The following is a 22,365-nucleotide window of genomic DNA, read 5'->3' on the forward strand; positions in this document are numbered from 1 at the left end:
TGACCACGTCTGTGGCACCACATGGTCTCGACCACGGCGCCGACCGTATGCTTGTCAGGTGAGTTCGCAGCAATCCCACCCGTCGATCGTGCAGCGGCTGGCCGAGCCACATCCGGGGCCGGTGCCGTTTTCGGTCGAGTTCTACCCGCCCCGCGATGAGCAGGCCGAGGCGCGTCTGTGGCGTACGGTTCGGATCTTCGAACGAATGGGCCCCGCTTTTGTGTCCATGACCTACGGGGCGGGCGGGTCCACCCGCGACCGCACGTTGCGTATCACCGGTCAACTCGCCCGGGAGACCACATTGCTGCCGGTGGCGCACCTGACCGCGGTCGGGCACAGCGTCGCCGAACTGCGCGCGATGATCGGTGGGTACGCGGACAAGGGCATCACCAACATCCTCGCGTTGCGCGGTGACCCCCCGGGCGATCCGCTCGGCGAGTGGGTCAAGCACCCCGAGGGCGTCGAGTACGCCGAGCAACTGGTGCGGCTCGTGCAGGAACTCGGAGACTTCAACGTCGGTGTCGCGTCGTTCCCGGAAGGCCATCACCGGGCGCCGGACCTCGACCACGACACCAAGTATCTGGTGTCGAAGCTTCGCGCCGGAGCCCAGTATTCGATCACGCAGATGTTCTTCGACGTCGACGACTTCCTGCGCTTGCGCGACCGGGTCACCGCCATGGACCCCGAACAGGGTGCCAAGCCGCTGATCCCCGGGATCATGCCGATCACGTCACTGGCGTCGGTACGGCGGATGGTCGAGTTGTCGGGATCGGTGCTGCCCGAGGCCGTCGACCGGCGGCTCGCCGCGGCGGCGGGCGACGGTTCGGAGGAGAACCGGGAAGCTGTGCGGGCCGTCGGGATCGACCTGGCCACGGAGATGGCCCAGCGGTTGATCGATGAGGGCGTGCCGTGTCTGCACTTCTGCAGTCTCAACTTCGCCAAGGCCACCAGCGAGGTCCTCGAGCGCCTCGGTATGAACGTGATGGCTGCCTGACAGTCCGACAGGCTCCGCCCGTCGATCAGCGTGGCGTGAGACCGCGACCTTTCCAGTCGAGTGTGCCGCGCCGGCGGGCTCGCAGTGAGTCGCCCACCGCTGCAACGGCCAGTGCGGTGGACACCGGATGTGCGATGGCCGAGATGATGTCGACCGGGCTGAGCGCTCCGGTTTCGGCATGTCGGGCGACCATTCGGGACGCGGACGCCGCAGTCAGCGACAGCAACGCACGGGACCGTCGTCGACCGCGGACCAGGTCCACCACCGGCAGTACATAGACGGCACCGGCGACCAAGGCGACGACGCTCGCGCCCGCAGGGCTTCCGAACTCGGTGCTCAGCCACCGCCGGTATCCGCCCCAGGTGTCTGCCGCACCGTCGTACATCCGGCACCAGACGACCCCACGACCGCTGCGGATCGCCGACGACATCCCGGCGGAGCGATAACGGCGGGCCAACGCGAGATCCTCGGTGATGTTGGCGCGAACCGCGCTGTGGCCGCCGGCGCGGCGGTAGTCATCCAGCGACGTCACCAGGAACTGCCCGTTTGCCACGGCCATCGACCGGGGTAGCAGACGCTCGGAGATGGCCAACGGCACCGAGCTGAGCCAGGACCAACTGAGCAGGGGCTGAACCAGGTATTCGAGCAGCGATCCGGCCTGCTGCGACGGCCACACGGTGAGCAGCCCGCCGCCCGATCTGGCCAGTGTGCCGATCGCGCGGTGCAATGCGGCAGGGCCCAGACGCACGTCGGCATCCACGAACACCAGGGTTCCGTCGCCGATCTGGGCCGTCAGGAGATCCAGGGCATGGTTCTTGCCGGTCCATCCGGCCGGTGGCGGCTGCTGGTTGCGGACCACCGTGAAACGGGGATCCCCGGCCGCTGCCGCGACGGCCACCTCCGCGGTGCCGTCGGTGGAATCGTCATCACAGATCAGCACGCGCAGGTCCGCCATCGCGTGCTGGACTTTCAGGTCGTCCACCAGGTCGGCGATCCGCTCGGCCTCGTCGCGTGCCGGGACGCACACCCACACCGCCCCGACCACCGCGTCGGCGTCGGCTGCGAGATCGGTGAACCGCCGGGTGTTCACCACTGTCAGAACAAGATTGACGATGGACACCGCAGCCGCGAGGTTGCCGATCAGCGGGATGATCCCTGTTTGTCGCGTGGTCTCCTTGCCGGGGCACCTGGACGGGGGGACTGGTCCCGGTTGACCCAGGCCAGGGCGACGACGAGAACGGTCACCGCCAGAGCGATGCCGGCCATCAGGCCAGTCCAGCCGGTGAAGGCCGCCGTTCCGGGTTCGTCGTAGCGCGCTTCCGCGGTCATCGGGGAGGCCTTGCCGATCTCCGGCTTCCACGACACCGCGTCGTCGCCATCCTGTTGTCCGTTGGTGGCGCTGACCGGACCGGCGAACTGAACCGAGAACTCGACATAGTCGCGGCCGGGCGCCAGACCCAGCAGGTCGGCGGTACCGCGGAACGTGACCGCGTCGCCGCGACGCTGAGCCTGCAGGTCCATGGCCACGGCCGCGTCGGGATATGCATCTTCGACGAGTTCACCCAGCTGGGTGAACTGGCCCAGAGTCGCCTCGGTGAAAGTGGCACGGGTGCCGATCAGTCCGTCGCGTTTGAATTCGGTCGCGCTGACCACGGTCTCCAGCGACTGGGGCACGTCGATCTGGGGACCCTTCTCCTGGCCGACATCCTTCTCCGCGAGGACAAGAGCGCCCCACATGCGGTCACCGAACTGGGCGGGGGAGTCCGAACACGCCGCCAGGAGTGGGGCCCCGACGAGGGCCATCAGCAGCATGACCAGCGTGAGGCCGCCGGTACGGCGACCACGGGGGCGGGTTTGGATCACAGGCACGCGATCATCTTTCCATCAGGCTGGTGCATCCGGGCACCGGTGCGCCATTTGCACTCACAGCGTGTCCCGCGAACGGTTTCGCGTCCGCCGCCACAGTGCCGATCCGGCAGGCACACCGAGCACTCCCATCACGATCAATCCGTAGGGCACCGCAGGTGGCAGGTCCGGATCATCGAGGAACACCAGAAAGGCCAGGGCAGAACCGAGCCAGGTCCAGCAGAACCAACCGACAGGGGTGATGGGGGCCGGCGGCGTGGTGTCGACGGGTTCGCGATCGAGTGCGGCGAGCAGTACGAACATCAGCGCCGCCACGCCCGCCCAACCCGCATAGTTGGTCAGTGGGATCTGGTCGACTCCGGGTAGCCCGCTGTCGCGGTCATCCCACGTCCACAGGCCGGCACTGACCATCTGAGGATCCAGATAGAGGTCCCAGCCCACCATCCCGACGGTCGCGAGTGGAATCCGCCACGCCGGGTTCGAGGTCACCAGCGAGCTGATCCACCACATGCAGTAGCCGCCGGCCGTCCAGGCCAGGCCGATGACAATCGGTACGTCGAGAACGGACGGGCCGATGCGCCCGGTTGCGTACTCGTACGCCCCGAACGGGAAAGATGTTGCGGTGCCGAGGATCTCGGCCGTCCAGCCGACACCGGCGGTGGCCGCGAACACACCCACGGTGCGCAGTGCCCCCAGCCGGGCGGCCGAATGGGCGATCATGGCTGCCGCGGAGGCCAGCACCACCACCACGGTCGCGCGGTCGCGGGCGGCGCCTTCCACCAGGGGGTAGACGATCTGGGCGGCTATGGATGTGCCCAGCAATGCGGTGGACAGCCACAGCAGTGCGGCGCCCGGAGTCGACGCCCGCGTCGGGGTGTCGTCGCCGGAGGTCATCCCCATCGGCCGCGAGTGATCCTCGCGAGGGGCGACCGTCGATCGACGAGTACGGCAGATGCCGCGATCCTGCCGCTTGCGCCGCAGACGCCGCCGCCGGGGTGGGTCGAGGCGCCTGCAAGGAAGAGCCCGGCCGCACCGGGTACCCGGTGACGGGCCAGTTCGGGATGGGGGCGCCAGATCATCATCTGGTCGAGCGACATCTCGACGTGCATGATGTTGCCGCCGGTCAGGCCGAGCTCGGACTCGAGATCCGCGGGTGTCTGGACATGGACGTGCTCGATGGAGTCGGTGAAACCCGGTGCGTGGCGTTCCAATTCGGCGATGATCGCGTCGGAGGCCTCGTCAGCGTGGTCGGTCCAACTACGCCCACCCGACAACCGATAGGGATGCCACTGTGCCCAGAGGCTGGTCATGTGGTGTCCCGGTGGTGCCAGTGTGGGGTCGATCGCGGAGTAACTCATCGCGATGAGGGCCGGGCGCGTGGGGAGATCGCCGGCGGAGGCGTCTGCGTACGCCCGCGCGAGATGCCCCCGGTCGGTGACCAGCAGGCCGAGTGCGGCATGCACATCGGTGTCCGCAGGCAGGCCCGGGTAGGTCGGTACGTCCGTACCGCCGAGCCGCACGGCCATCCCGATGCCGTTGCCGATCCGGATCTGCGATCGCCAGCGATCCAGTGCGGTGCGATCGAAACCGCCGGCCCGCAACAACTCCAGCGTGGTCAGTACGTGGCAGGCGCTCACCACGGATCTGGTGCGGTGCTCGCCGCCGTCGGCGCTGCGGACCAGCCAGCCGTCGCCGCGGGGCTCCAGAGCCGTTGCGGCAGCGGACAGGAACACCTGGCCGCCATCGGAGTCGAGTTTGCGCAGTAGCGACTCGCTCAGTGCCCCGCTGCCACCGATGGCCCGGCCGGGCGGAATGGTGTGCATCGCAGCGCAGAAGCCGACCATCGGTGCACTGCCGGGCTCGTTCATCGGAGGCCCGGATTGTGCCCCGAACCAGGCCAGCGCGGCCTTGAGGTGTTCGGATTCGAACCAGTTGTCCAGCAAGGCATTCCCGGACATCAGGAATTCCTGGGACAGGCCGATGCCGGCTGTTCCACCCCCGCCCGGTATCCGGCCGGTCAGTCCCCAGAAGGCCCGGCCCAGGGCCATCGGAGAAGGCGAGGAGGTGAACGCCGACATCATCGCGTCCGATCGGGGCCCCCACACGGCCACGAAGCGCCGGTAGGCATCGGCGTCAGCCGCTCCGCACGCCGCCTCGATCGACGCACACGTCCGGTCGAGACTCTGGTGGAAGACGATCGGCGGCCCGTCCGCGGTCCCGGGGGAGAACGCCCACGGATCACAGTCGACGTAGCGCAGACCGTGGCCGGCCAAACCCAGCTCGTCGATGATCGGCGTGTGGCGGATCATCAGGTGTGCCGACGACCCGCGGTCGACCTTGTAGCCGGGGAATCGCTCCACCGTGGACACCGCACCCCCGGGCACACTGTCGCGTTCGAGCACCACAACCCGTTGTCCGGCCGCGGCCAGGTAGCACGCCGCGATCAGTCCGTTGTGCCCGGCGCCGATGACGACCGTGTCGATCATGCCGGCGGTCATCGGCCGAGGGGGAGGGTTCGGCCGAGTACCGCAAACGGCCTGGGATCTCCCGAAAAGGTGAAGCTGCGCAACACGTCCACGAACCCGAGGCGTCGGTAGAGCCGCCACGCGCGGTTGTTCTCCTCGGTCACTTCCGGGGTGGACAGCAGGACCTGGGGTTCCGGCCGGTCGGACAGGAGTCGGGACAACATGGCTTCTCCCAGCTGCCGCCCTTGGGCAGACGGATGGACGTGCAATTCGGTCAGTTCGAAATAGTCGCCGGTGATCGCTTCGATCCGTTCTGGACTGCAACCGGCCCGGGCCAGCCCCGAACGTACCTGCTGGTTCCACCATTGGTCTCGTGCACCGCGATAGCCGTATGCGATGCCGACCAGCCTGTCGCGGGCTCCGGCACGTTCGGGCGAGTCGACGGCAGCGACCGCTTTCCACCCGGGCCGGTGCACGTGGTCTTCCCACAGCGGAGAACGCTGCATCTCGGTGCCGGGGGGATAGTTCATCGCCGTGACATACACCGTCAGGGCGTCGGGGAGCCACGTCCGAGCATCTTGGGCCGCGAGGTCCACGAGCCGGATGGCCACTGAAGTTTCCGCCTTCTTCGCTTGAGGGTTCACACCGTCGTAGGTATATTGAATATGTCGAACGGGTGTTCGAGGCTTCAACCTCCGCAAAGGCTACGCCGCATCGTTGCCCGCAAGACGCGAGGACGGTCCGATGGTCGACGAGGGAAGCGTGGGCCATCGGACCGAACCCTCCACAGTTCACCTCCGGGAGAAGGGAGTAGAGCAGATGTCGCCGACAACCGCCCAGCGTTCACGTGGCGCAGCTCGCAACCGGACGTCCGAAGCCTCGAGGCTCGAGCCGTCGCAGATCATCGCGGCACGCGATCTCCTGGAGCGCGCCGAGGTTCGGCTGCGCGAGTCCGACATCGTCACAGATCCCACCGACGAGTTCAGTGCCCTCTACCAAGCCGCTCTTCGGGGCGCCGGCGCCGCGCTCGCCGTGGCCGAACGGCCCACCCGCCGTCGCGGCTCGCGCAGCGCCTGGTCCCGTCTGCCGCATGCCCTCCCGGAGATGACCGGTTGGGCAACCTACTTCGCGGGTCTGTCGCGGCTGCGCGCTGACGCCGAAGCCGGCATCCGGGCCGTCGATTCGGCCCAGATCGACGAGCTGCGTGTCCGTGTCGACGAGTTCCTCCACGTTGTCGAGATGGAAATCGTGCGTCGCGAGCAAGGAAAGTCGTCAAATTTTCCGGCGGGAGCGGCTTGATGTCTCAAATTTCGGCCGTTCAGAGCCTTCTTCACCAACTCGTGCCAGGGAATGGTGGTCGAGAATCCCAACACCTCGTATCATTTCAGGTGAGCCCACCAAAGTGGACTCGGGCAACCGGAATCTGCCTCCCCGTGAGCCCTACCGAAACCATGTGCTGAAGGAGGGGCGGGTGCCACTCTCAGAGCACGAGCAGCGCATGCTCGAACAGATCGAAAACGCTCTGTACGCCGAAGACCCGAAGTTTGCTTCGAACGTACGGTCGCGTCGCTTCGGCGGTTCCACTGCTCGGCGTCGTCTACAGGCCTCTGTGTTGTTCCTCGTGGGCTTGTTCTTGCTGATCGGCGGGGTTGTCGTCGAGGTTCGACTCGGCGGCTTCCCAATCATCAGTCTGATCGGCTTCCTCGTGATGTTCGGTGCCGGACTGCTGGCCCTGTGGGGATCGCGTGCCGGATCAACTCCGACTCGCGATGCTGCTGCGGGACCCCAGTCGCCACGTGGTGGCTCGTCTGGACGTGAGCAACGGGGGAGGAAGTTCTCCGAGCGGATGGAAGAGCGTTTCAATCGTCGGTTCGAAGAGGAGTAGGCCGCAAGCCCCTCGACAGACCTCTCAAACCGCGTATCGCATCAGCGATACGCGGTTTTTGTTTGTTCAAAGGGCTGAGCGCCCACTCTCCACCCCATTCCCCACTTTCTCCCACCATGGCCAGTTTCTCCTCCAGTTGTGACTGGAGGGGCACCTGTGTCGCGCTCTAGCGCTGGTCAACCGGCGCTGACACGCCATGGCAGGTTTTACCCCCCACGGTCGATTTGGTTTTCACCTGCAGTTTTAGGCGACCAGTCGGGTTCAACGCGGACTTTGGGGTGGAAAGTGGAGTGTTGTGGGGTACAGTGGTGATCGTTGGTGGGAGAGAACCGGACTTTCCCCACTGACCTCGGGCTGGAGGTGTCGACATGGCTGACGCTATGTTCCTCGGCACCTACACGCCCAAGCTCGATGACAAGGGGCGGCTCACGTTGCCCGCGAAGTTCCGAGACGTACTGGCAGGAGGCGTGATGATCACAAAAGGTCAAGACCGCAGCCTTGCCGTGTACCTGCGAGATGACTTCTACGAGTTGGCCAAACGAGTTCTGGCCGCCTCGAAGAACGATCCCGCTGCCCGGGCCTTCCAGCGGCAACTCAGTTCGGCGACCGATGAGCAACGCCCCGACGGGCAGGGCCGGATAACCCTGTCGGTCGACCACCGCAGATATGCGGGGTTGGCCAAAGAATGTGTGGTGATCGGCAACATGAGCCACTTGGAGATCTGGGACGCGCAGACCTGGCGCGACTACCAGGACGAGCACGAGGAGAACTATTCGAGCGTTGGGTTCGACGCTCTGGACACGGTTCTGTAGGCCGGGCCAGAAGAGAACTCACGTGGGTGCATCGAGGCCTCTGCCCGATCCGACCCTGACGCACTTCCCCAGCGCCAGGTTCGCCGATCGGGCAGGGACCAGGATCCACCCGCCACTCGAGCTTCGGCTCTACGCGGAGTTCGGCATTCCATCGACGCCGCGGTGCCGGTCTTTCCGGTACCCACACCGCACGAAGGGCAGCAGTACCGTGGATCACGTCGAGGGCCGATTCGGGCATGTCCCGGTGATGGCGGCGCGAATGGTCGAACTCCTCACTCCCGCACTCACCCGTCATCACGACGACGGCACAGGCGCGACCTATCTGGACGGCACCCTCGGAGCCGGCGGCCACACCGAACTCGTGGCCGAGACCTTCCCCGGTGTCGCGATCATCGGGATCGATCGAGACGAGAATGCTCTCGAACTCGCCCGAGACAGACTGTCGGCGTTCGGTGACCGCATCACTTTCGTTCACGAACGCTACGACGCCGTTGCCGAAGCGCTCCGGCAGGCGGGTGTCGGATCGTACGACGCGGGATTGTTCGATCTCGGTGTCTCCTCCATGCAGCTCGATCAACCCGAACGAGGGTTCGCCTACTCGGTTGACGCCCCCTTGGACATGCGGATGAACCCGGCCGACGACCTCACCGCCGCCGACGTGCTCAACACGTATTCACACGGGGAGATCGCGCGCATACTCTCCGAATTCGGCGACGAGCGGTTCGCAGGCAAGATCGCCTCGGCCATCGTGCGCGAGCGGGAGACCGAGCCGTTCACGACAAGCGGACGGCTCGTCAAACTGCTGTACCGCGCCATTCCGGCAGCAACGCGCCGAACCGGTGGACATCCCGCCAAACGCACATTCCAGGCATTGCGGATCGAGGTCAACAGTGAGTTGACGTCGCTACGCAACGCGCTGCCTGCCGCCTTGGACAACTTGGCCGTCGGAGGCCGGCTGGCCATCATGGCCTACCAGTCACTCGAGGACAAGATCGTCAAACGTGAGTTCGTCGCCAGGTCCACATCCACGTCGCCGCGCGGGCTGCCCGTCGACTTGCCCGGTACCGCACCCGAATTCGAGCTCATCACCCGCGGAGCGGAGCGTGCCTCGGACGCCGAGATCGAGCAGAATCCTCGCTCGGCCTCGGTGCGGGTACGTGCAGTCGAACGAATCGCCAGGAGGAATCCGTGACCGTAGTCGATGATCAGCCCGGTGCCCGGAGTCGTCGCACGGCCGAGCCCGGTACCCGGCAGCGATCGGCGGCCGCGCAAAGGGCACTCGAGCGTCGACGCAAACGCCTTGTGCGCGAGCCGAATGCGCCAGTGCGGTCGCGTGACCGACGCGACGCCCTGCGGGCGACGGGTGAAACCGTTGCGAACGAACGAGGTTCGAATGTTGTTGTTCGCCTCGTCACGTCACCGATCAAGGCCGCACGGCGGATCCCCTTTGCGGTGGTGGTGGTCGGATTGCTGTTGGCAGGCCTGGCCCTCACCTTGTGGCTGTCGACGAAATCGGCCCAGGACTCGTATCAACTCGGTGTGGCCAGGGAGCAGAACGAGCAGCTGTCGGACCGTCTCAACGCACTCGTCAAAACCTACGAGTCAGGCGATTCCGCGCCCGAATTGTCAGATAAGGCAGGACGTCTCGGGATGATCCCCGTCACGGACGTACCGCGCCTGGTCGTCGGCACCGACGGCAGATCAACGGTTGTCGGCGATATCAGACCGGCTGACGGACCAAAAGCGCCTTCGCTCAACGACACTCCGCGTTCGACCTCCTCGGCGAACTCGGATCCATCGTCGACATCACCTGCCCCGATACCGGGCCAGCAGGGTACCCCGGTTCAGCAAGGAACCCCGATTCAGCAAGGCGCTCCGGTCGAGCAGGGTGCCCCCGTGAACGGTGCGTCCCCGGAGGAGTCGACCAGCGGACCGATGCCGGCGCAGCCACAGACTCCGGCAAATCCGGCCACCACACCCGGATTCACCAATGTTCTTCCCCCAACCGGCGGCGCGCCGGGCGCAAATTCGGGGCAAACCCGTTAGCGGAGCAGAGAATTGACAACCATGACGTGCTCCCGAGCGACGAACGCCACCGCCGAAGGGCGTCGTGGGCCCGGATACCCGCGATGACGCGCCCCACACGCGATCACGATCGGCGCGCCCGCCAGCGGGCCACCGGCCGAGACCGCGCCGGTGCGGCGCGGCGGCCCCGGGGTCGGCAAGGCAAGAGTGGAGCCGGCGCCCGCGAGGGCGACAATGTGGCGGCGGGACGATCGGCGGCGAGTCGGTCCGGCTTCCCGATCGGTGGTTCCCAGCATTCGAATCAACAGGCACTGCGGGCCGGACGCCAGTTCCTGGTGCGGCATCGGCTCGCCAGCCTGGTGATCGTCCTGATCGTGGCGGTGGTCGCGATCAAGATGGTGATGCTTCAGGTCGTGGATGCCTCGGGATTGTCCGCAGAGGCGGCGAGTCAGCGAGCGGTCACCGAGGTGCTCCCCGCCAAGCGCGGCGCGATCGAGGACCGCAACGGGAAGGCGATCGCATACACCGATGACGCCCGTGCCCTGACCTTTCAGCCTGTGAAGGTCCGCAAGGAGATCGAAGAGGCGAACAAGAAGAACCCGAGCCTGCCCGGTGTCGACGAACGCATCGACCAGATCGCGGCGGGCATCAGTGCGGAACTGGGTAGTGAGTACAACCAGGATTCGATCAAAGAGCTGTTGCGCAGCAACGAGAACTTTGTGTACCTCGCCCGGGCAATCAGCCCCGAGTCTGCAGGCAAGATCATCGACGAATTCCCGGAGGTGGGGTCCGAGCGACAGGACGTGCGCCTCTACCCGGGTGGGTCGCTGGCCGCGAACATCGTCGGCGACGTCGACTTCGACGGCAACGGTCTCATCGGGCTGGAGTCGTCCATGGATTCCATCCTCTCGGGCACCGATGGATCGCGAACCTACGACCGCGGCTCCGACGGCGCAGTGATCCCCGGCAGCTCGAGAAACCTGCATCCATCGGTCGACGGTGGCACCGTCGAACTAACCATCGACTCCGACATCCAGTGGTACGTCCAGAACGAGGTCGAGAAGGCCAAGAAACTGTCGAAGGCCAAGAACGCGTCGGCGGTGGTGCTCGACGCGAAGACGGGCGAGGTCCTCGCGATGGCAAATGACGGCACCTTCAACCCCGCCAAGCCGCTCGATGAGCAGGACAACGCGCAGCTGGGCGACCTGCCGATCACCTCGCCCTTCGAACCGGGGTCGGTGAACAAGATCGTCACGGCGGCTGCCGCCATCGAATACGGGATCACCAACCCGACCGAGGTGCATCAGGTGCCGGGCAGTATCGACATGGCCGATGTCACGGTGAAAGACGCCTGGGCGCACGGTGTCGAGCCCTACACCACCACGGGAATCTTCGGTAAGTCATCGAACGTCGGAACACTCATGCTCGCCGATGAGGTGGGTGAGGACCGGTTCGCCGACATGGTCAAACGATTCGGCCTCGGTCAGCGATCAGACGTCGGGCTCCCCGCCGAAAGCGCCGGCGTGGTGCCGGCACGGTCCCAGTGGTCGGGAGGCACCTTCGCCAATCTGCCCATCGGACAAGGCCTCACGATGACCTTGCTGCAGATGACAGCGATGTACCAGGCGATCGCCAACGACGGTCTGCGCATTCCGCCCCGCATCATCAAGTCGATCGAGGGGACAGGTCAGGACGGCCAGCTGCCGGCGCCCGAAGGTGTGCAGGTGGTGAGCCCGCAGACGGCTCGAACGGTGCGGGACATGTTCCGCGCGACCATCCAGAACGACCCGATGGGCGTTCAGATGGGTACCGGCGCCAAAGCCGAGGTCCCGGGCTATCAGATCAGCGGGAAGACGGGTACCGCCCAGCAGGTCGACCCCGATTGCGGTTGCTACTCGCAGTCGAGCTACAACATCACATTCGCCGGGATCGCCCCGGCCGACAACCCCCGATACGTCATCGGGATCATGCTCGACGCCCCCACCCGCAGCAGTGACGGCACCGGAGGCCAGAGTGCTGCTCCGCTGTTCCAGAGCATCGCGTCCTGGATGCTGCAGCGCGAGCAGGTGCCGATGTCGGCGCAGCCGACGCCGCCGCTGGTGCTGCGAGCCGAGTGACCCGTCGGCGGTATGTTGATCGAATGTCTTCTTCCGATGACTCGGTGCTGCGCCCTGCCGTGGTCGCCCCGACCGAAGTGTCGGTGCTGTCGGCCGCCTGCCACGCACGGATGGATCTGATCGGTTCGGTCGACGAACGAACGCCGGTCACCGGGGTCACCCTGCGTGCCCAGGATGTGCGTCGTGGGGATCTGTTCGCGGCGTTGCCCGGCAACCGTTTCCATGGTGCCCAGTTCGCCGCAGATGCACTGGCGGCCGGCGCCACAGCTGTGCTCACCGATCCGGCGGGCAGCGCGATCATCCAGGGTCTCGACGGCCCGCTGGACTGTGTTGTGCTGGTACACCCCGATCCGCGGCAGGTTCTCGGCGATCTGAGTTCCCGGATCTACGGGCAGCCGTCGCGGCGTCTGACCGTCATCGGGATCACCGGGACCTCTGGCAAGACCACCACCAGCTATCTGACAGAAGCAGCGTTGATGGCGTCCGGGCAGTCGGTGGGGCTGATCGGAACGGTCGAGACGAGGATCGCGGGCATCCGCCAGCCGAGCGCCCTGACGACCCCGGAAGCACCGGAACTGCAGGGCCTTCTCGCCGCGATGGTGGAGCAGGGGGTGAACTCGGTGGTGATGGAGGTGTCCAGCCATGCGCTGGCACTCGGCCGGGTCGACGGCTGTGCCTTCGCTGTGGGCGCGTTCACCAACTTGTCGCAGGATCATCTCGACTTCCATCCGACGATGCGGGACTACTTCAACGCGAAATCTCTGCTTTTCCAACCTGATTCACCGGTACGCGCCCTGCGGTCGGTGGTGTGTGTCGACGACGAGTGGGGCAGGGAGATGGCCGGCGTTGCCGGGCCTGACGCGATCACGCTGTCGACCACCGGTGTCGCGGCCGACTGGCACGCGTCCGACTCGCAGGTCGCCGCCGACGGCAGCCAGAGCGTGACCGTCACCGGTCCGTCCGGCGATACCTATTCCATGACGGTCCCGATGCCTGGGCGCTACAACGTCGCCAACGCGTTGACCGCGCTGGCCATCTGCGACCACATCGGCATCTCGGTCCGGACTGTGGTCGACGCCATCTCCCTCGTCGCGGTGCCCGGGCGGGTGGAGAAGGTCGATCGCGGCCAGGCGTTTCTGGCCGTGGTGGACTACGCCCACAAGCCCGCGGCGCTCGAGGCGGTGATCGCCACCTTGCGGAGCCAGATCGACGGGCGGCTGGCCGTCGTGGTCGGGGCCGGTGGCGACCGGGACACCGGGAAACGGCCGTTGATGGGCGCAGCTGCGGTTCGTGGAGCCGAACTCGTTGTCATCACAGACGATAATCCACGCACCGAACGTCCCGACGACATCCGCGCACAGGTACTGGCGGGGACTCGTGAAGTAGCGGAGGCCGAACGGCCGCCCGGCGCCGCGCCGGTGCGCGACATAGGGGACCGGCGTGAGGCAATCCGCGCTGCGGTGGCCTGGGCGGAACCGGGCGACGTGGTGCTGATCGCGGGCAAAGGCCATGAGGCGGGCCAGGAGATCGATGGCGTCAAGTACCCGTTCGACGACCGGCAGGTGTTGGCCGAGGCCATCGACGACCTCGTCACCCGGCCGGATTCACCCCCGGGAGGTGGGTCATGACATCAGGTGCCTTTGACACCGCAAGCGTGCGGGCGGGATTGCGACAACTCGCCGATGCCGTACATGCCGCCCCCGGTCGGCGCAGCTGGGCCGTGCTGGGCGAACTCGACAAACCTGCCGACTTCGACCCCGACGATCGAGCGGCGATGACGTCCTGGGTTGTCGCCCACGACGAATTGGGACGGCTGGCCGTGCGTCTGGACATCGGTCAGATCATCTGTGTGGGGACATCCCGGGCCATGCACGGCCTGCACCAGGGTGCGGTCATGGAAGGATCGTGGGGCTCCGAAGCGGTCCTGGTGTCGGCAACGGAGCAGGCGATGGAGATACTGGACGCTCAACTCGGCGAGCACGACGTGGTGCTGGTGATGGGTGGACGCGAGTTGGGGCTGGTCGAGGCGTTGGACGAGCACGTCCCGGCGGACAAACTCCTGATGCGACAAGGGTCCGAATAACTGATGGCATTCGAACAGGTGAGGACTTATAGGTGAGGCAGATCCTGATTGCGGGCGTGATCTCGCTGGCTGTGGCGATTCTGCTGACGCCGGTGCTGATCAAGGTCTTCTCGAGGCAGGGGTTCGGCCAGGAGATCCGGGTCGAGGGGCCCAAGAGCCATCAGACCAAACGCGGTACGCCCTCGATGGGCGGCGTCGCCATCGTCGCGGCACTCTGGGCGGGCTACTGGGGCGCTCATCTCGTCGGTCTCCTGACCGATGGGAGCGGACCGACAGCCTCGGGTGTCCTCGTGCTGTCGCTCGCGACCACCCTGGCCATCGTCGGTTTCCTCGACGACTTCATCAAGATCCGTAAGCAACGCAACCTGGGCCTGAACAAGACAGCCAAGTCGGTCGGCCAGCTGATCGCGGCCCTGCTCTTCGGCATCCTGGCACTGCAGTTCCGCAACGAGGCCGGCTACACGCCCGCCAGCACCCAGCTGTCGTACGTGCGTGACATCGACGCCATCACGATGAGCTCGGTGTTGTTTGTCGTCTTCTGCTGGCTGGTGGTGTCGGCGTGGTCGAACGCGGTGAACTTCACCGACGGTCTCGACGGTCTGGCCGCAGGATCGATGGCGATGGTCCTCGGCTCGTACGTACTGGTCACGTTCTGGCAGTACCGAAATGCCTGCGTGGGTGGACCCAAGACGGCCGAACCCGGCTGCTACACGGTCCGCGACCCCCTGGATCTGGCGTTGATCGCGGTCGCCGGTGGCGGCGCCTGCCTCGGCTTTCTCTGGTGGAATGCCGCCCCGGCCAAGATATTCATGGGCGACACCGGATCACTTGCCCTCGGAGGCATGCTTGCCGGGCTGTCCATCACCACAAGCACCGAACTGCTGATGGTCGTGGTGGGCGCACTGTTCGTCGCCGAGATCATCTCGGTTGTCATCCAGATCGCAGTGTTCCGGACCACCGGTAGACGAGTGTTCCGAATGGCGCCGTTCCACCACCACTTCGAACTGTCGGGGTGGGCGGAGACAACGGTCATCATCCGGTTCTGGTTGCTCACGGCCATCGCCTGTGCCCTGGGATTGTCGCTGTTCTACAGCGAGTTCCTGGCGGCCAGCGGAGGATGACCGTGCCCGCCTCCGGCACCGGCACGCCGTGGGGACAACGCGTCCTGGTGGCAGGTGCCGGGATCGCCGGTGCCTCTGCGGTCCGGTTCCTGCTCGGCCAGGGCACATCGGTGACGGTGTGCGACAACAACAGCAAGGCCACACGTCCACTCGTGGATCTCGGAGCCGCGGCATCCACGGTGGACGAGATCCTCGCGCGGGACGCGTGGGTTGATGACTTCGATCTTGTGATCACCTCTCCGGGCTTTCGTCCTGACAATCCGATGCTGGTCGCCGCGGCGGATGCCGGTCTACCCGTGTGGGGTGAGGTCGAACTGGCCTGGCAAGTCGATCGGTCCGGCATCACCGGGCCGCCGCGGCAGTGGCTAGTGGTGACCGGGACCAACGGCAAGACCACCACCACCGGCATGGTCGAGGCCATCATGACCGCTGCGGGCGCGTCGGTGAGCGCGTGCGGCAACATCGGCCTGCCGGTGCTCGATGCCCTGATGGCGGAGTCGCGGTCGGACGTCCTGGCGGTTGAACTCTCGTCGTTCCAGCTGTACTGGGCGCCATCGGTGCGGCCGACCGCAGGTGCCGTGCTCAACATCGCCGAAGATCACCTCGACTGGCACGGTTCCATGTCGGCCTACATCAAGGCGAAGTCGGTTGCGTTGTCCGGGCCGATTGCCGTTGTGGGGCTCGATGACCCGGTCGCCGGCATCCTTGCCGCCACCTCGGAAGGTGCACGGACCGTGGGGTTCCGGCTCGGTACCCCGCACCCCGGCGAACTCGGGGTCTCCAACGGACAACTCGTTGATCGGGTGGACTGGGATGAGAGTGGCGACAACTCAGTTGTCGCGTTGATCGCCTTGGACAAGGTCCGGCCGACCGGGCCGTCGGGACAGTTGAATGCTCTGGCCGCCGCAGCGCTGTGCCGGGCCATCGGTGTCGGACCGGAGGCCGTGGAAGCCGGGCTCGAATCGTTCACCGTCGGCGGTCATCGCAGCACGCCGGTTGCCGTCATCGACTCCACGACCTTCATCGACGATTCCAAGGCCACCAACCCTCACGCCGCGCTCGCATCCATCAGGGGACATCGCCGGGTTGTGTGGCTGGCCGGAGGGCTCCTCAAGGGGGCTTCGGTGGACGACCTCGTCGTCGCGGTTCGCGATCGGCTCGCCGGGGTGGTGATCATCGGAGCCGATCGCGACATCATTGCCGACGCAATGACACGACACGCCCCTCTGGTACCAACAGTCACAGTAGTAACAGGGGAAGATGGGGCGGTGAACACTGCTGACCCCACTGCCGTCATGGCCAGGGCGGTGCGCGCCGCCTGGGAGATGTGCGTTGCCGACCCGGACACACCGGACGCGGTCCTGCTGGCTCCCGCCGCGGCCTCACTCGACATGTTCGCCGGTTACGGGGTCCGCGGTGATGCCTTTGCCGCCAGCGCTCGCGCCCTGCCGGGTGCGCGTGTGTTGGGGGCATCCTGATGCCGCGCGGACTCGATCCTGAAGAACCCACAACAACCGGGCGCTCGCCCGACGATCAGGCTGCCGACGACTCGGCGTTCGACGAGGCCGCCGATGTCGACGGCACGGAGTCGGATTCAGCGACCGGTGAGAAAGATTCTGCCGGAACGGATTCGGTTGCCGACGACAAGCCGGCGGCCGGCGCATCGACTACCCGCAGTCGTCCCGAACGCAGGGTCATCACGTTCGCCGAAGGCATCGGAAACGTAGTCACGGCGATCTCCGGAGTCCTGAGCCGCCCGCTCGCCTCATTCCATCTGATTGTCACGCTGACCGTACTGTTGACCTCGTTCGGTCTGGTGATGGTGTTGTCGGCCTCGTCGGTCGAGGGGTACTCGAAGACCGGATCGTCCTATGGCCTGTTCACCACGCAGCTGGTGTTCGCAGCGCTCGGGGTGGTGCTGTTCTACTTCGCCGTCCGGATGCCGATCAGGTTGATGCGCAGGTTGGCTGCGCCCGCCATGATCGTCGCGACGATCATGCTCATGCTCGTTCTGGTGCCGGGCATCGGCAGTCTGGTCCAGGGTTCGCGGCGGTGGTTCACCGTCGGTGGCTTGTCGGTCCAACCGTCCGAACTCGCCAAGGTGGCCCTGTGTGTATGGGGCGCTCATCTGCTGGCGTCGCGTCGGCGTGACAACGCATCGCTTCGCGAATTGCTTGTCCCGCTGATTCCGGTCTCCTTTTTGGTCTGCGTGCTCATCATCCTCGAGCCGAACCTGAGTACCACCATCACCATCGCGGTCATCGTCGGTGCGCTGCTGTGGTTTGCCGGCCTGCCGGTGAAGGTGTTCTTGTCATTTGCCGCCACCGGTGTGGTCGCGGCCGGTGTCCTGGCGATGACCGCCGGGTACCGAAGTGAACGCGTGCAGAGCTTCCTCGGACACATCGACGACCCGCAGGGCGCGGGATATCAAGCGCGACAGGCAGGTTACGCACTCGCCAACGGAGGTGTCTTCGGTGAAGGACTCGGCCAGAGTCGCGCCAAATGGAACTACCTCCCGAACGCCCACAACGACTTCATCTTCGCGATCATCGGTGAGGAGCTCGGACTCATCGGTGGCGTTCTCGTGCTGCTCCTGTTCGGACTTCTCGCGTACGTGGGTCTGCGCATCGCCACGCGCTCGGTGGACCCGTTCCTGCGGCTGCTGACCGCAACCATCACCGTGCTGGTCACTGCCCAGGCACTGATCAACATCGGCTACGTTGTCGGCCTCCTGCCGGTGACCGGCATCCAGCTGCCCCTGTTGTCGGCCGGTGGCACATCGACGTTCACCACGCTGGTGATGTTCGGCCTGCTCGCGAACGCAGCACGACACGAACCCGAGGCGGTCGCTGCGTTGGCTGCCGGGGGAGATGGCCGTTTCGGCCGGATGTTGCGACTGCCCAATCCGGTCCCGTATTCGCAAACCCGCGCCGAGGTGCTCCGCGAACGACTCGATCGTCGCCGGGGTAAGCAGGATTCACGCCCGGCCACCCGTGCCCGCAGGGCCGCGGTCGCCGAACCCGCTCGGCGTCGGACCCGCGGTACGCAGCCGCCACGCAGTTACCCGCCACCACAGCGGACCAGGCGCGGGCGTGGGGTCCCGAGGCAGCAGGACTGGGGATATGGCGGTACCGCCAGCCCACCGCAGACACGGGCTCGGCCCCTGCGCAAGAATGACCCGTATGCCCGACAGCGTCAGCAACAAGATCCTCGCCGTGGGAGCACCCCGGCACCGCGTTACCGGGATCCGGAACGGTGGCGGTGACCGGACCCGCATCTGCGGCGGTACCCGAAGTGAGTGAGTCGACCCGTCCGTTGTCGATCGTGGTCGCAGGCGGTGGGACCGCCGGACACATCGAGCCGGCGATGGCTGTCGCCGATGCCGTGCGCGACCTCGATCCGAGTATCGAGGTCACAGCGCTCGGCACCGCTCGCGGTCTGGAGACCACTCTGGTCCCAGAGCGTGGCTACCGGCTCGAACTGATCCCGCCCGTCCCGTTGCCCCGCAAGCCCAACGCCGATCTGGCCAGGCTGCCGCTACGGCTTCGCGCTTCGGTGGCGGCCACCCGTCGAGTTCTCGACGAGGTGAACGCCGATGTGGTGATCGGATTCGGCGGATACGTGGCCCTGCCCGCCTATATCGCTGCCCGGATGCGCCCGCGTTCGCGGCGGGTGCCGGTGGTCATCCACGAGGCCAATGCACGTGCAGGCGTGGCCAACAAGGTCGGCGCTCGGCTGGCACAGCGGGTGCTCGCCGCCGTGCCAGGCTCGGGTTTGGATGCCGAAGTCGTCGGCATTCCGGTTCGGGCATCCATCTCGGATCTGGACCGCGCAGGGCTTCGTGCGCAGGCCCGTGAGTTCTTCGGGCTGGACCCCGATGCGCCGACCCTGTTGGTGTTCGGTGGATCGCAGGGCGCCCTGAGTTTGAACACCGCGGTGCGGGGTGCCGCTCAGGTGTTGGCGGACAACAAGATCGGTGTATTGCACGCTTACGGCAAGAAGAACACGCTCGAACCGTTCGAAGCCGAGTGCCCCTACGTGGCGCTGCCGTACATCTCGCGGATGGATCTGGCTTACGCCGCCGCAGACCTGGCGATCTGTCGATCGGGTGCGATGACGGTTGCCGAGGTGTCGGCGACCGGACTCCCCGCGGTCTACGTGCCCCTGCCACATGGCAATGGGGAGCAGCGGTTGAACGCGGCGCCGCTGGTGTCGGCGGGTGGCGGGATCTTGGTCGACGACGCCGATCTCACGCCTGACTACGTGGCCCGCACCATTCCACCCCTGCTGACCGATCCCGGCCGGCTGGCCGCGATGTCGAAGGCTGCGGCGGGCGCAGGCGCTCGGGGTGCGGCCCAGGCCGTGGCTCGGGCCGGCATCGAGCTCGCGCAGGCGCATCGCTCCGGGGGGTCGACATGAACGAGACCTCGACCACCGGTGTCGAACAGGCTCTGCCACCGCAACTCTCACGTGTGCACATGGTCGGTATCGGTGGGGCCGGAATGTCCGGGTTGGCGCGCATCCTGCTGGCGCGCGGGGGACAGGTGTCGGGTAGCGATGCCAAGGAGTCACGCGCCGTCATCGATCTCCGGACTCGCGGTGCGAAGATTCAGATCGGTCACGACCGGTCGGCACTCGAATTGCTCGAGGGTGGGCCCACCGTGGTCGTCACGACCTTCGCGGCGATCCCGAAGACAAATCCCGAACTCGTCGCCGCGCGTGAACTGGATATCCCGGTGCTGCTGCGGCCGGCGGTGTTGGCGACGCTCATGGAGGGTCATCGCAACCTGCTCATCGCGGGCACCCACGGAAAGACGTCCACCACTTCGATGGCCGTTGTCGCGTTGCAGCACTGCGGCTTCGAGCCGTCGTTCGCCGTCGGGGGCGAGCTCAACGAGTCCGGTACCAACGCTTATCACGGCTCGGGCGACGTGTTCGTCGCCGAAGCCGACGAGAGCGACGGCTCGCTGCTCCAGTACAGCCCGGACGTCGCGGTCGTGACCAACGTGGAGTCCGACCATCTCGATTTCTTCGGGACCACCGAGGCCTATGTGCAGGTCTTCGATGACTTCGCCGACCGGATCAATCCCGGTGGCGCTTTGATCGTGTGCCTGGACGATCCCGGCTCGGCTGCGCTGGCCGGCAGGGTGGCTGCGCGGATGGCCGAGCGTGGGGTGTCCGTGCTCGGATATGGCGAAGGTACCCAGGCGCACCTGGCCGGTGGTGTGGGACTCACCGTCCAGTTGCTCGAATGGCAGAGCCGGGCCAGCGGTGGCATCGCGAAAGTGCGGTTCACCGACGGCGACGTGCAGGAGCGGTCCATCATCCTGACCGTTCCCGGCAAACACATGGCGCTCAACGCGATTGCTGCGATGATCGCGGGTGTGTGTCTGGGGGCGTCGGTCTCGGGCGTCATCGAGGGCGTCGAGGGTTTTGCCGGAGTGCACCGTCGTTTCCAGCTCCGTGGCCGAGTCGGACGCATACGCGTCTTCGACGACTACGCCCATCACCCCACCGAAGTACGCGCTGTGCTCACCGCGGCCCGGGACATGGTGGATGCAGACGGCGGTCGCGTGGTGGCGATATTCCAGCCGCACCTGTATTCGCGCACCGAAACCTTTGCCCGTGAGTTCGCCGAGTCGCTGAGTCTGGCCGACCAGGTGATCGTGCTCGACGTCTACGGTGCTCGGGAGGAACCGATCCCGGGCATCTCGGGTCTGACCATCGCCGACCAGATCACCAAACCCGTTGCCTTTCAGCCCGATGTCTCGGCGCTGCCCGCTCAGATCGCTGACATGGCTGCTCCCGACGACGTGATCCTGACCATCGGCGCCGGCGATGTGACGATGCAGGCCGTCGAGATCGTGGAGGCTCTGCGTGATCGGGGGCATCACCGAGCTGATGGCGGGACGCCGAAAGGTGGCCGATGAGCGAGCGGCGCCGGCCCCACCGGGGCAGCGGCAGACGTGGCGATCATCGAGATACCAAGGGATCGGGCGGCGTTCCGGTGGATCCGAAGGGACAGTCGCGCCCTGACGACCTGACCGAGCCCGATGACCTCACCGAGCCCGATGAGTCCGAACCCGATGACCTCACCGACCTGGTCGACGTGACGGTCGGTGGTGGAATCGGAAGTGAACCCGGTGACCCGGTCGACCCCGACGAGCCGGTGGACTCGGACCGATCCGGTGCGGTCGCGCGCAAGCCTCGCCGAGGAGCCAGAGCCTCCCGTCGCGCACGGGGTGTCAGTGGGCTGCGACTACTGCTGCTCACAGTGGGGGCCATCGTGGTGGTGATCGCACTGACGGCGGTGGCCTATTTCTCTCCTCTGATGTCGGTTCGAACCATCGAGGTGACCGGTAACTCGATTGTGCAGTCTCCGGAGATCGTTGCCGCGGCAGCGCTTTCCAAGGGCGAGCCGCTGATGCAGGTGGACACCGCAGCTGCGGCCCAGAGGGTGTCGGTGATCCCGCGCGTGGCCACGGTGCGGGTCAAGCGCGAGTATCCGTCGACCATCACCGTCTCCGTGGTCGAACGTCAGCCGGTGGTCTTCACCGAGCGAGACGGCAAGCGGTACCTGATGGACAAGTTGGGCTTCGAGTTCGCGCAACAGGATCCACCGCCGGGCCTGGCCGAACTGGTCACGCCGAATCCCGGTTCCGGAGATCCTTCGACCCGCGCGGCGCTCAGTGTGATGACCGGGGTCCCCGCCTATGTGGCCGATCAGGTCGCCCGTATCGAGGTCACCTCGCCGGTGAACATCGTGCTGCAGCTCAAGGACAATCGCACCGTGGTGTGGGGCGACGACGAACGCAACGGTGAAAAGGCGGAGACACTCCGGCACGTTCTGGGGCAGGAAGGCACCGAGTACAACGTGTCGAGCCCGCAGAATCCGACCTTCAAGTAGATTTCGAGCCCGATTTCTTCGGTTCTTGGCGACACGCCGCAGCGCTTGCTGGCTCCACAGTCCGATGGTGCCTAGCGTTTCCCCCAGCAC

General features: G+C 66.2%; 20 protein-coding genes. 15 read left to right on the forward strand and 5 right to left on the reverse strand.

The window, feature by feature from the left end; translation table 11 throughout:
• The first annotated feature begins 58 nt into the window (after nucleotides 1–58).
• The gene (locus ACVWY6_RS06175) at nucleotides 59–994 is read left to right on the forward strand and encodes a methylenetetrahydrofolate reductase (RefSeq protein ID WP_023953714.1); all 936 of its coding nucleotides are present in this window, start codon (nucleotides 59–61) and stop codon (nucleotides 992–994) included.
• 25 nt (nucleotides 995–1,019) lie between these two features.
• On the opposite strand, the gene ACVWY6_RS06180 is transcribed toward ACVWY6_RS06175, so the two are convergent.
• The 5 genes from ACVWY6_RS06180 to ACVWY6_RS06200 are packed head-to-tail and all read right to left on the reverse strand — an operon-like array spanning nucleotide 1,020 to nucleotide 5,936.
• Nucleotides 1,020–2,114, reverse strand: coding sequence for a glycosyltransferase (locus ACVWY6_RS06180; RefSeq protein WP_457536699.1), 1,095 nt, complete (start codon nucleotides 2,112–2,114; stop codon nucleotides 1,020–1,022).
• Nucleotides 2,115–2,134: 20 nt separating this feature from the next.
• Nucleotides 2,135–2,863, reverse strand: a complete 729-nt coding sequence (locus tag ACVWY6_RS06185; RefSeq protein ID WP_158599261.1) for an LppM family (lipo)protein — start codon at nucleotides 2,861–2,863, stop codon at nucleotides 2,135–2,137.
• Nucleotides 2,864–2,917: 54 nt separating this feature from the next.
• Entirely contained in the window at nucleotides 2,918–3,754 is an 837-nt protein-coding gene (locus ACVWY6_RS06190) for a carotenoid biosynthesis protein (protein ID WP_457536919.1), read from the reverse strand.
• Complete coding sequence (locus tag ACVWY6_RS06195) at nucleotides 3,751–5,358, reverse strand: phytoene desaturase family protein (protein WP_457536702.1); 1,608 nt, start codon at nucleotides 5,356–5,358, stop codon at nucleotides 3,751–3,753. The genes ACVWY6_RS06190 and ACVWY6_RS06195 overlap by 4 nt, the downstream gene beginning before the upstream one ends.
• Nucleotides 5,355–5,936 carry a GNAT family N-acetyltransferase gene (locus ACVWY6_RS06200; RefSeq protein ID WP_030171444.1) on the reverse strand — a complete coding sequence of 194 codons (582 nt, stop codon included), beginning with the start codon at nucleotides 5,934–5,936 and terminating at the stop codon, nucleotides 5,355–5,357. Before ACVWY6_RS06200 ends, ACVWY6_RS06195 begins: the two co-directional genes overlap by 4 nt.
• Nucleotides 5,937–6,069: 133 nt before the next feature.
• On the opposite strand from ACVWY6_RS06200, the gene ACVWY6_RS06205 reads away from it, so the two are divergent.
• The 14 genes from ACVWY6_RS06205 (at nucleotide 6,070) to ACVWY6_RS06270 (ending at nucleotide 22,275) form a co-directional block, all read left to right on the forward strand.
• Nucleotides 6,070–6,624: an SAV_6107 family HEPN domain-containing protein gene (locus ACVWY6_RS06205; RefSeq protein WP_400727456.1), complete on the forward strand. Its 555-nt coding sequence runs from the start codon at nucleotides 6,070–6,072 to the stop codon at nucleotides 6,622–6,624.
• Between the two features lie 172 nt (nucleotides 6,625–6,796).
• On the forward strand, nucleotides 6,797–7,210 hold the full coding sequence (locus tag ACVWY6_RS06210) for a DUF3040 domain-containing protein (protein ID WP_031330998.1): 414 nt from the start codon (nucleotides 6,797–6,799) through the stop codon (nucleotides 7,208–7,210).
• A 380-nt stretch (nucleotides 7,211–7,590) separates the two neighbouring features.
• Nucleotides 7,591–8,022 carry a division/cell wall cluster transcriptional repressor MraZ gene (gene mraZ, locus ACVWY6_RS06215; RefSeq protein WP_023953698.1) on the forward strand — a complete coding sequence of 144 codons (432 nt, stop codon included), beginning with the start codon at nucleotides 7,591–7,593 and terminating at the stop codon, nucleotides 8,020–8,022.
• 247 nt (nucleotides 8,023–8,269) lie between these two features.
• Entirely contained in the window at nucleotides 8,270–9,214 is a 945-nt protein-coding gene (gene rsmH, locus ACVWY6_RS06220) for a 16S rRNA (cytosine(1402)-N(4))-methyltransferase RsmH (RefSeq protein ID WP_457536920.1), read from the forward strand.
• The gene (locus ACVWY6_RS06225) at nucleotides 9,211–10,068 is read left to right on the forward strand and encodes a hypothetical protein (RefSeq protein ID WP_457536704.1); all 858 of its coding nucleotides are present in this window, start codon (nucleotides 9,211–9,213) and stop codon (nucleotides 10,066–10,068) included. The genes rsmH and ACVWY6_RS06225 overlap by 4 nt, the downstream gene beginning before the upstream one ends.
• Before the next feature lie 83 nt (nucleotides 10,069–10,151).
• A complete protein-coding gene (locus ACVWY6_RS06230) occupies nucleotides 10,152–12,164 on the forward strand; it encodes a peptidoglycan D,D-transpeptidase FtsI family protein (RefSeq protein ID WP_457536706.1) in 2,013 nt (670 codons plus the stop codon).
• Between the two features lie 23 nt (nucleotides 12,165–12,187).
• Complete coding sequence (locus ACVWY6_RS06235) at nucleotides 12,188–13,792, forward strand: UDP-N-acetylmuramoyl-L-alanyl-D-glutamate--2,6-diaminopimelate ligase (RefSeq protein ID WP_457536708.1); 1,605 nt, start codon at nucleotides 12,188–12,190, stop codon at nucleotides 13,790–13,792.
• Nucleotides 13,789–14,247, forward strand: a complete 459-nt coding sequence (locus ACVWY6_RS06240) for a UDP-N-acetylmuramoyl-tripeptide--D-alanyl-D-alanine ligase (protein ID WP_051406628.1) — start codon at nucleotides 13,789–13,791, stop codon at nucleotides 14,245–14,247. Before ACVWY6_RS06235 ends, ACVWY6_RS06240 begins: the two co-directional genes overlap by 4 nt.
• Before the next feature lie 32 nt (nucleotides 14,248–14,279).
• Nucleotides 14,280–15,368, forward strand: a complete 1,089-nt coding sequence (mraY, locus tag ACVWY6_RS06245) for a phospho-N-acetylmuramoyl-pentapeptide-transferase (RefSeq protein ID WP_023961086.1) — start codon at nucleotides 14,280–14,282, stop codon at nucleotides 15,366–15,368.
• Complete coding sequence (murD, locus tag ACVWY6_RS06250) at nucleotides 15,365–16,846, forward strand: UDP-N-acetylmuramoyl-L-alanine--D-glutamate ligase (protein ID WP_457536710.1); 1,482 nt, start codon at nucleotides 15,365–15,367, stop codon at nucleotides 16,844–16,846. The genes mraY and murD overlap by 4 nt, the downstream gene beginning before the upstream one ends.
• A complete protein-coding gene (ftsW, locus tag ACVWY6_RS06255; RefSeq protein WP_457536712.1) occupies nucleotides 16,846–18,633 on the forward strand; it encodes a putative lipid II flippase FtsW in 1,788 nt (595 codons plus the stop codon). The genes murD and ftsW overlap by 1 nt, the downstream gene beginning before the upstream one ends.
• Nucleotides 18,630–19,787, forward strand: coding sequence for an undecaprenyldiphospho-muramoylpentapeptide beta-N-acetylglucosaminyltransferase (murG, locus tag ACVWY6_RS06260; protein ID WP_062799524.1), 1,158 nt, complete (start codon nucleotides 18,630–18,632; stop codon nucleotides 19,785–19,787). Before ftsW ends, murG begins: the two co-directional genes overlap by 4 nt.
• Nucleotides 19,784–21,298 (forward strand): UDP-N-acetylmuramate--L-alanine ligase, encoded by a 1,515-nt coding sequence (gene murC, locus ACVWY6_RS06265; RefSeq protein WP_457536715.1) that lies wholly within the window; start codon nucleotides 19,784–19,786, stop codon nucleotides 21,296–21,298. The genes murG and murC overlap by 4 nt, the downstream gene beginning before the upstream one ends.
• On the forward strand, nucleotides 21,295–22,275 hold the full coding sequence (locus ACVWY6_RS06270; RefSeq protein ID WP_457536717.1) for a cell division protein FtsQ/DivIB: 981 nt from the start codon (nucleotides 21,295–21,297) through the stop codon (nucleotides 22,273–22,275). The genes murC and ACVWY6_RS06270 overlap by 4 nt, the downstream gene beginning before the upstream one ends.
• Nucleotides 22,276–22,365: the final 90 nt, after the last annotated feature.

This window comes from Williamsia sp. R60, from assembly GCF_054063855.1.